The following is a 10,280-nucleotide window of genomic DNA, read 5'->3' on the forward strand; positions in this document are numbered from 1 at the left end:
TGTATCGCTCCTTCTATTTCTTTTTGTTTATATTTCTATTTTACCATATTTTTAGTTTGCCATGGATGAAAAAATACTTTTGACACCTTAATCAATTATTTTTAAAAATTGTTTACTTTATCTCTTTTTTGATGCAATTACCCCATCCTTTTTATAGCGTAATATTTACGCAATAAGCAGTCTTAGACTGGTTTTCATAAGACAGGCACTGATCAAGCAACACAAAACCGCCTTTTAGCAAAATCTTCAATTCGAACGGTAATAGATGTGTCACCCATAAGCTTCGTACACTGCCGGCAACAAAGACTTCTACATGCCTTAAATGTACAAAAATGATAATACTTAAAAATATCTAGCTAGTCTTAGAATAAAAAGAAATAATAAAGATAAAATAACTAATATTCTACTACTAATTCATACTTTTTAGTTTAAAGCAATTAATAAATAAACTTAATAATTCATTTGAACTCTTTATTGGAATGTTCTCATCGCTCTCTTTAAGCAAATATGTATTAGCAATTTCAATACTTACTTCAAAACATGATGTTGCTATATCTTTAATTGGATCACATAAAGAAAGGAATAAATCAAGAAACGCCAGTAGCTCCTTCTGTCCCCAATCAGTATTAATATCATATCTCTCAGTTGTTGTTATTCCGTGCACCAACGTATTTCTCATATCAAGAAATAAATCTAATGCCATTTTTACCTCAGGATCAATATCAAAAGCCTCTTGCATTGCAGAGAATAATCCTCCTAATGTTTTCTTTTCCCACCCTTTGAAAAAATCATTAAATGTTTTATACTTTTTCTTTTGCTTTTCTGATACAGCAAAAACAAACGAATTTGAAAATAGAAATTCAATTTCATGGCATTGTGTCAAAGCTAACCCCATGGCAGTATATAACTGTTTACTAATATCAATCCTTGGCTCATTGTCATAATTGTCATACTGAGGCAAGTCCTTATTCCTTTCATAAATAGCTCTTGCACCAATGCTGTAAGTATACCATTCGCCAGTAGGTTTCTTTGCATAAACGATATCTCGTAGTAGTATTTGCTCTTCATTATCTATAACTCTAAACTGTGCTCCCAGTTCTTCCAATAACCATTTATCAGCATACCACGGCCACTCATGCAAGTCAGGATTATTAGCCTGTTGTGGTGCATGTATCTTTGACCAATCTCTAAATTTCTTATCCGCTTTCTCTTCAAATATATCAGGTATATCCATTACACGGATAGCTGTAGCATCTGAAATATCAAATCCGTTCATATTTGCCTCAACGGATCTTGCACTACGGCTATTTTTAGCTACAACAAAACAATCTTCATAACCATCCGATTCAACCCAGTATAACTTCCATTTCGCCATATCAAACACCTCCATTTATTATTAGAATGCTATTTAAGAAATTTACACAATGCTTAAATTTTGGGCTACTTTATAGCTTTCATTCACAATACCACAAGACTATAAACTACTCATACTTTATTATCCAAGATTAAATAGCTTTTTCTTTTAACTTTCTATCTATCATGGCTATCATCCAATTAATCTTTTGCTGTGCTCTTAAATCCGAAGTTTTCATTTGTTCTAGTTTACAGCGGCAAAGCTCTAATGTTGGCTGATTTGTGTAATAAAAACAATCCAGCATAAGAAAAGAATCGTTATCCGGAACAAATACTTCTCGCAGTGTTGATTGGGAAAATGGACTGCAAGACCGAATAGCACTTTCAAAATCTGAAAACTCCATAACAATTCTAGGATATACAGCAATTTTATTTTCAAGCTCATACGCTTTGACTAAACCAGGGCCATATACTATCTCGTTGTCGTGATAGATTTTACCTACTGCAATACCACCTCGAAGTAACAGATTGTACTGAGATAATATGACTTGCGTAAACACGGAAAGAAGCTTTGTGATTTTGTTCATGGCGCCACTCTCTTTCAGTCTGATGGATAAAACCAGACTGTCGGAAATAGAAGTCATCATAACACCTTTGATTTTTAACATCTTTACTACATAATCTTGTCGTAAAAGATAAGGAAGTTTTAATATTGCACCTATATCCTCACATTTAAACTCATCATTCACAAGATTTTTGAAACCCAAAATATCAATAAATGCTATTATTCTTTCTTCATACCTCATGCTAACCTCCATTTTATTTGCTACTACCCCCTTTGCAACATACAGCAACACTCTACATAGCTCGAACGCTGGAAGCGTATACCTCTCATATATTATTTCTCAATGATAAAGCAGCGAGTCTCCGGATTATCTGGATAAGGATCCAGGCGAATATCATATTTGGCAGCTACCGTCTTTTCTACCGTTGCCAATACATCATGATAAAAGTCCCATAGAAAATCACATACTCCTAAAGATTCCAAAATCTCCAGAAATTCCTTATCTTCGCTATGTTTTGCTAGATCAAGCTCATATTCTTCCTGATTTGTGTCAGAACCTTTCTGCAATACAAAATGGCTTAAACGAAGCAAAGCAGAGTGATTTTTATTGCTTTCACCATCATCCGTATAACTCATATAAAATTCCAATTTCAACAAGTCCTTATCTATAAAATTCAACATCGACATCTGTAATCCACTACTACAAGCTCCCGAAATTTCCGGAAGAAGAGTATCCTGTGGAATTTTAAAATATAAAATGAGCTCGAAAAATCTCAGAGTGGAAGAACATACTGTATAGCGATTGCTCGTATCAATGGCAGATAAATATTCTTGTAAAATCGGAATTAAATAATATTGATTGAAAGTTCGAAGATCCATCTCTGAGCATAATAGCCAAATATCATGTTCATAATTGGAAAAGCAACCGTCTAGATCCAAAAAACTATCGTAAGAAGCTATTCTATCCTTTTCATTGTAGCGGAGAAATTTTTGCAATGACAAATAAACCTGAAAGACAAGCGTACGAAATTCGTACCATTTTCCCCTCTGCACCAAGAAAGGAAAAGATAAAAGTTTGAGTAAATCAATCTGCTTTGTTTCTATTTTGTTTTTAAAAGCCGGATGATTTCCGATATCCTGTTCAGAAAAAATATTCTGACCATTTACCATCATGTCATAAGCAAATTCGCAAAACATTTCAACCAAAGAAGTGATATCAGCGCTTGAAGTTGTGTTACTGTATTCTTTGACAAGAAAAATTGTCAATTGCTCATAAAAAGAAGCACTATAAAGTGGAAAGTTTTTACTTTCATCATAAAAAGCTAATAAAAGTGACAGTCTGTTCCAATTACTAAAAAACGGCCAAATATACCATAGTTTTTTGTTCTTAAATAAATTAATCAGTTCTGATGCTTCTCTTGTATTTTGCATATTTATTTTTATAAAGCAGATAATTGTTTCGTCAGACAATTCCTCCGATAATCCTAAGAGTGCATCCCGTTCTGCCTTTATAAGTTCATTTGTTTTCTTCTCTATTTCTTCCTCATTTTTTATTCGTTCCGCTCTTATTTTTTCCTCCTTTAATTGCTTTTTATTGTCCTCATCCGGATCGTAAAAATAGCCTGCAATCATTCTCAGTTCTTGCCAAAATTTTATACTATTGCGTAGCTTATAGCATTCCAATACTTCAGGATAGACCATATCAATAATGAAATCGACACGTTCATCTTCTCCATCTGAAGCAAAAAATTCAACATCGTCAAGAAGTACACATTTTATATTATTCTTAATAGTTTTATAGTTTGTTTTCTTGAAATCAGCATATTCTTCAGGAAAAACTTTTTGAAATTCATTAATTAGCAATAGGTGTTCAGCAAATCTAGAGCGCTGATAATAATCACTTATTAATGAACTACCGCCAAAATCAATCTTTAATGGCATTACCGCATTAATTAAATAGGGAAATTCAACCATATCATCATAGGAAAACGGGTTATCCTCTTCATGAAGAATCGTACATAAAAATTTAACTTTATCTATAATGAACGCATCCATCTGATTATTCTCATTAATTCCAAAACTAAACAAAACATCATTTAGTTTTCTTACAATACAATTCTCAGGCTCAACATAAACCGAAGGTTTATGTTCATAGGTATCTCTTTCTGCATAGGAATATCTCAAAGTATCAAACTCGGAAATAATTCTATTTCTTAGAAGTATTTCAATGTTTTTTGGCAAAAGTATTTTTTCTTTATCAAAAGAATCTTCTTCCAAACCGTCATCGATATAACGCTTTGATTTTGTAGTTTTAAACATAAAAAGAAGCTGATTAATGAATGGACATCCTTCAATAAGTATTTTTCCATATTGGTTAAGATTTTCTGCCAGATACCGGTATAAAAAATCCTTGATAGATGGATTCTGAAACATTACCAAAATCGCTGGCGTTGTTTTATTCTCATAAGTCTTAATCATTGTTTTCTCCAGTTGGGATATAATAGCTTCAAACTCTTGTTCCTGAATCGGAATATAATTTTGCCTGTAAACCTCCATGCAAGAGTAGAAAGATTCCTTTAAATCGCTAAGCCTAATTGGTTGAGAAGACAAGAGCAAGATGAGTGCAGTAAGCCGGGCTTCATAGGTCTGTTTCATAAAGATAGCTTTCCAAAATTCAAAGGGTTCATTTAGATAATCTAGAAATCTATTGTAAAACTCGCTAGGATTGCTATCTTCCATTAGAATCGAACCCTGGTTAAGAAAATTTTCAATGATTCGGGGATTGTAATTTTTGTGGCAAATGATTTGTTCATACCCATCAGCAATGGCCTTCACATAATCCCATTCAAGCTTTTTTGAAAAATATAGATGGTTGAACAGAATTTTCACCTTGATCAAATCTGAGTAATCTTCCATCTTGATAAAGCATTTCCCAATATTAAATGTGGTCTTAAGCTGTTCATTATGATACACGGCCAATCCTTGCTGCAGTACATATTCTCGTGATGTCAAAATTAAAATTTTATTACATGATTTAGAAATTCTTTGAATAAGCTTCAATAAATATTTTTCCTCATTGTTGGGATGTTTCTCATCTTTAAAAACATCTCCCCAAAAATCATCAAAATAGAATATTTGCTTTTCATTTTCTTTGTACATGCTAAGTGCTGAACCTACTGTATTGGCATAAATAAAATCTTTATATCCCATTTGCTGCAAAAAATATGCAACTAAACATCGGGCTAAAGTTGTTTTTCCTATACCAGGCTCTCCTGAAATTATTATATACCTGTTTTTCTCTAAAATATCCAGCGCTCGTTCAAAACTTTGATTTTGAACATACACTCGTACCGTTTCCTGTATTTCCTCCAACTCAAACTTTGATTCTGTCAATATCCCCCTGTGAACAATCTCTTCAATTAACGTAGTTAAAACATTAGTACTATTAAGCCACAATTTATGATGGAATCGTTCTACATTTTTATACTGCTCCTGTTCAAGTAGCTTGTTTAAGGCTATCCTATCTATAATATCATCCCGCGTCTTTATTAGCCCATCAAATAACTCAAATATTTTTTCCTTATTTTCAAGGCTAAGTGTTTGAGAAGTTACAAGAATATAACGTGTAGGATTTAGAATCTTTGCTTTTTGCTTTTCTTGATTTTTTAGAACAGAGTATAGTTGATTAAAATTTTCTTTATAGCATTTTACCTGAACAATAATTTTAGTAGTTCCTTCACAATGACAAAGATCAATCCCTCCATCTCTGCCTTGAGCAGAAATTTCAAATTGAACCTTTTCCCTAATTTCTAAAACATCTCTGACAAATTCCTCAAATTCACGTGGAGAAAAACAACTATGGAAATCATAATTAGGCATTTATTCACCTTCTCACAAAATATATAGGCTAAAATCCTTACATAATTATTTTTTATTCTCCATCCCAAGCTCTAACTCCTTCAAATATTTATTTCAATTCAATAAATAATTTTTGTTGGATTTAACCAAATAAAATATTATAACTATGATTCCAATGCAAAAAGTCTTTTTTCTTAATTTAAATGAAATCTCACAGCACGATGCACTTAAAAAACTGTGGGAAGCTGCTAACAATATGCTCATAATAATAGAACCCGGAACAAAATCGGGCTTTTCACAAATTAAAAAATTAAGGGATATTTTGATATCCCGCGGTGGTTATATAATCGCCCCGTGTCCACACGCTAATGAATGTCCAATAAATGATAATGACTGGTGCCACTTTTCGTCTCGTGTACAGAGGACAAGCATACACCGAAAAGTCAAAAACGGCCAACTTTCATACGAAGATGAAAAATTCTCGTACATATGTGTATCAAAAAAACATTGCAATATGATAAAAAGCAGAATCATAAGACATCCGCAGATAAGAAAAGGCCACATAATATTAGATTTGTGCACAAATGATGGCATCAAGAAAGTCACAGTCAAAAAAAACGATGGAGATATTTATAAGAAATCCAGAAATTCGAAATGGGGTTCTGTTTTTGAGTGAAATATGATCAAATGCACTTTTCTTTTATAATGTCTTTATCATCTATTTTGCTGCACAATAGTGGTGCATTGACATCATAGCTTTTGGTATTGGCATTTACTATACTTTTACTGTAATTTGCATAGCAATAGATGCACCCATGCATACACATATTATAAGCGCCGATGTCAATGCTATATGCACAACCACATGCTTTCCTTTGATTTTTGTCTTTTGTCTCTTTGATTTTGCGGCCGGAAATTTCCTCAATCAAATGGGGATCGATGCATCTGCCATGCTCTATTCCAAATTGAGATAAATCTATGTCTTCTGCGCATGTCTCAATTTTTAAGGAATACGCCTTAGAAATTTCTCCAAGCCTCCTGCCTATCCTTATTTTATCTTCATCGCTAATGTCAAAAGCGCCTATATTCTTAAGGCCTTTCTTTACTTTAGGATAAAAATCCACAAAGCTTATGATACATTTTGATGTATAACCTTGAAGCTTCGATGCCAATACTTCAAAATATTTATAGTGATATTCCTCGCTAATAGCTTTGGTTATAATGATAGGGTCATACCTCCAGATGACCCTATTGAGTCCTATTTTATCTGACAATCTCCTAAATGTATCAATTATTTCTGATTTCTTTGGGACATTTTTCTCAATCTTGTTGTCATAAGGATTCAATGTAAACTGAAAATAGTATGGATAGCTATCAATAATATTAAGATTATTGATCATATTTGCAGGATTTTTACTCCAAAACACAAAACAATCTACTGCATCAAGAGACAAAGACACCTTGCTTACTTGATGATAATTAAATGGGTTTCTGACTAAAACATAACCTTCTTTGATCCTATTATAAAACCAATCGCTGTAAAATGCAGGTATGTCTGTCCTTCTACTGACACTTATTATCATACATTGACCTTCCTTTTTATAAAGACCACTGTGATATATGGATGACTAATATCCGCCAAGATTAACAACAGCCTGATGATGCATCATCATGAATCGCTAGTTCTCCATTCTCAACTGTTATTGTCACAGATTCAGCTCTTTTTCTTACATCATCTTCCATTAAAACTGAGATGCCGTTGATAGAAACAGGTTCATCGCCATCCTCCAGTTTACCTAAGTAAAACACAAGAGAAGTTCCACAGCAAGATTTTTGCAATGTTGCTTTTAAGCAGTCACAATCATTTGAGACAAATGCCTCTTCAAGAATTTTTTTTGCTTCATCAGTAATTATCATTCTTATTACCTCCAATTTATTTTTAATAATCTTCTATTTTAATAATCTTCTATTAATTTTCTTGCTTTTTCTTTAAGCTAGTAAAGCTTTCAATTTTTCACCTTTTATTTCATCAGGGCTCCAGGCAATAACCGCAAAATGTCCATTAGTATATGCAGCAACTTTGTTAATCCATTCAATTTCATTACTTGCTTTTGCTAATAGTATTTTATTACTTGTTCCAGTTTTATATAGTGATGAATTTATAATCCACCACTTATTGTTTATGCCAGCACGTCTCAAATCTTCCTCTAATCGCATTGCTTCATATACAGGTGTAGCCTCAGGCAAAGTTACAATTATGACTTCAGTTTCATCAGCATTGTGAAGTCTAGGCAACAATTTTTTGGCTGATTCTGGAACTTCTCCATTTGAACGTTCAATTTCGTGATTGTAGCTTTGAGCAGATTCAAGTAAGAGAAGTGTATGGCCAGTAGGTGCCGTATCAATGACTACAATCTCATTTTCAGCTTTATCAACTATTTCAGCAAACGCTCTAAATACAGCTATCTCTTGAGTACAAGGTGATCTTAGATCCTCCTCAACATAAGCTAAATCCTCTTCAGACATAGTTTCTCTTGCTTTGGAAAGCACTTCTTCCTGATACTTTTTGAGCTCTGCTTGCTCGTCAATATAGCTGATACTGATGCCATCAGTCTCAGAAATGACATATTTCAAATGTGCTGCAGGATCTGTCGTTGTGAGATGAACTTTTCTGCCTTTTTGCGATAATCCTAATGCAATTGCGGCTGCTATTGTCGTTTTCCCTACACCACCTTTGCCCATTGTAAATATTGCTTTCTTATTATTGGTATAGAGATCCTCGACGACATCCTTAAGCCCAGGAATTGACTCTACTTCGATTTTTTCTTTACTCAAAGTCAAATTATCTTTATTTAGCATCGCCCTAACATTATCTATGCCTATGATATTATACCCTCTTAAAGGCACCATATAGGTAACAATCGATTTTAACCCTTCCGGCATTTTAGAAAGTATTTTTTGCTGTTTTAGAAATAAACTTTCTGATATTTTGTCATCATAAGATGTCATAACGCCATTAATAATCAATATTTGATTTTCTACGCCTATATTCCCAAGCTCATTCGATGCTCTTTCTGCTTCTGCCAAAGGTACTGTTTCAGGACGTGAAACAAGAATAAGCATCGTTAGTTTTCCATCAGTTAAGGTTTTAACAGCTTTCTTATACACCTCTTTTTGACTTTCAAGCCCTGAAAGTTGACCTAAACATGATGTACCATGTGTATTCTCGCTAATGAAATTACTCCACGCAGAAGGAAGTTGTAACATCCTAATCGTATGACCTGTAGGCGCAGTATCAAAAATAATGTAATCATATCTTGTTTGAATCTCTTTATCAGTTATAAATTTTGAAAACTCATTAAATGCCGCAATTTCAATAGTACATGAACCGGAAAGTTGTTCTTCCATATTTTTTAAAACATCGTCTGGAAGAATCCCTCTGTATGGACTTATTACACTTTCTCTATATTCTGTTGCAGCTTGAACTGGATCAAGATTAGCAACAACAAGATTTGGTACTTCTTGAATCGAAACACCTTTATTGTCAAGTTTAGTATTAAAAACATCCTGCAGATTGGAAGCTGGGTCAGTACTGATTAAAAAAACATTTTTCCCACTATCAGCTAAAGCAACGGCGGTAGCACATGCAACTGAAGTTTTTCCAACACCACCTTTACCTGTAAAAAACATATATTTAGTCAAATTTATATTTTGCAGATTAAAATATTGAATCATGAAATTTTGCCTCCAAAATTAATTATTTGCATTTTTTTCTTTTATTCATCGAAAAAACTGACAGGAATATCAAGAAAATGTGCGAGTTCTTCATTTGTTGGATATCTACCTGTTATTACAACTTCTTCATCTACAAGCGTGAAAGGCAACTCGTTGACACCTTTTTCGTTAATCATTCTATTTACAATTTTATTAGTCATAAACTTCATTGGAGAGTTTGTTAAATTATATCGTTCTATTTCTACGCCTTTTTTCTTCAATTTATTTAATACAGTTGATATTCTCAACAATTCAGGATTAACACTAACACCACAAAGGCCAGTAGGGCAACACATTGCTGGTTCATAAATTGTTATTTTCCTCATTTAAAACATCTCCTTGCGTAATTATTTAATTAAGCATATATTAGAACTCATAACAATATCGGTGTAATTTTGCATTATTATATGCTCATTTACTCATATATAATAACATACAAAGATCCATTCGTCAATAACTTTTCGTAAAAATAGTTCTTTTTAATCTAGTCAATTAATGCTTCTTTCTCGTTTTTGAAATTCGCTTGTCGAATCTGAATCTATAAAAATTTTATATATAAAATACTTGACTTTGGTATTAGTATAATACTATATAATAAGTGTAGTAGTGCAGAATAATCTTGTTTTTACAAGGATAATAGACCAGCTAGTAAAAGTCAATAGGTTTTAAAAAGAAATTTAAAATTTTTTACGTTGTAAAAAAGGGTATAGCAAACAAACTCAATTAAGAG

8 protein-coding genes are annotated in these 10,280 nt (G+C 32.9%); 1 reads left to right on the plus strand and 7 read right to left on the minus strand.

Annotation, left to right across the window (positions count from 1 at the left end):
- Positions 1 to 409 precede the first annotated feature (409 nt).
- From HNR52_RS11410 to HNR52_RS11420, 3 genes are all read right to left on the minus strand, one after another.
- Positions 410 to 1,375 carry a hypothetical protein gene (locus tag HNR52_RS11410; RefSeq protein ID WP_435620628.1) on the minus strand — a complete coding sequence of 322 codons (966 nt, stop codon included), beginning with the start codon at positions 1,373 to 1,375 and terminating at the stop codon, positions 410 to 412.
- A gap of 130 nt (positions 1,376 to 1,505) precedes the next feature.
- Complete coding sequence (locus HNR52_RS11415) at positions 1,506 to 2,171, minus strand: hypothetical protein (RefSeq protein ID WP_435620629.1); 666 nt, start codon at positions 2,169 to 2,171, stop codon at positions 1,506 to 1,508.
- Between the two features lie 80 nt (positions 2,172 to 2,251).
- Positions 2,252 to 5,797: an nSTAND3 domain-containing NTPase gene (locus HNR52_RS11420; protein WP_435620630.1), complete on the minus strand. Its 3,546-nt coding sequence runs from the start codon at positions 5,795 to 5,797 to the stop codon at positions 2,252 to 2,254.
- A 154-nt stretch (positions 5,798 to 5,951) separates the two neighbouring features.
- Between HNR52_RS11420 and HNR52_RS11425 the strand changes: the two genes are divergently transcribed.
- Positions 5,952 to 6,452 carry a small ribosomal subunit Rsm22 family protein gene (locus tag HNR52_RS11425; protein ID WP_435620631.1) on the plus strand — a complete coding sequence of 167 codons (501 nt, stop codon included), beginning with the start codon at positions 5,952 to 5,954 and terminating at the stop codon, positions 6,450 to 6,452.
- Positions 6,453 to 6,459: 7 nt separating this feature from the next.
- Here the strand turns inward: HNR52_RS11425 and HNR52_RS11430 are convergent, their stop codons facing one another.
- The 4 genes from HNR52_RS11430 to arsD all read right to left on the minus strand — a co-directional run bounded on the left by HNR52_RS11430 (position 6,460) and on the right by arsD (position 9,876).
- A complete protein-coding gene (locus HNR52_RS11430) occupies positions 6,460 to 7,359 on the minus strand; it encodes a DUF1848 domain-containing protein (RefSeq protein ID WP_013788607.1) in 900 nt (299 codons plus the stop codon).
- Between the two features lie 61 nt (positions 7,360 to 7,420).
- Positions 7,421 to 7,693 (minus strand): hypothetical protein, encoded by a 273-nt coding sequence (locus tag HNR52_RS11435; RefSeq protein WP_013788608.1) that lies wholly within the window; start codon positions 7,691 to 7,693, stop codon positions 7,421 to 7,423.
- A 72-nt stretch (positions 7,694 to 7,765) separates the two neighbouring features.
- Positions 7,766 to 9,511: an arsenical pump-driving ATPase gene (gene arsA, locus HNR52_RS11440; protein WP_435620632.1), complete on the minus strand. Its 1,746-nt coding sequence runs from the start codon at positions 9,509 to 9,511 to the stop codon at positions 7,766 to 7,768.
- A 41-nt stretch (positions 9,512 to 9,552) separates the two neighbouring features.
- Entirely contained in the window at positions 9,553 to 9,876 is a 324-nt protein-coding gene (gene arsD / locus HNR52_RS11445; RefSeq protein ID WP_013788610.1) for an arsenite efflux transporter metallochaperone ArsD, read from the minus strand.
- Positions 9,877 to 10,280: the final 404 nt, after the last annotated feature.

This window comes from Thermoanaerobacterium thermosulfurigenes (assembly GCF_051201035.1).
Lineage (GTDB): Bacteria > Bacillota > Thermoanaerobacteria > Thermoanaerobacterales > Thermoanaerobacteraceae > Thermoanaerobacterium > Thermoanaerobacterium thermosulfurigenes.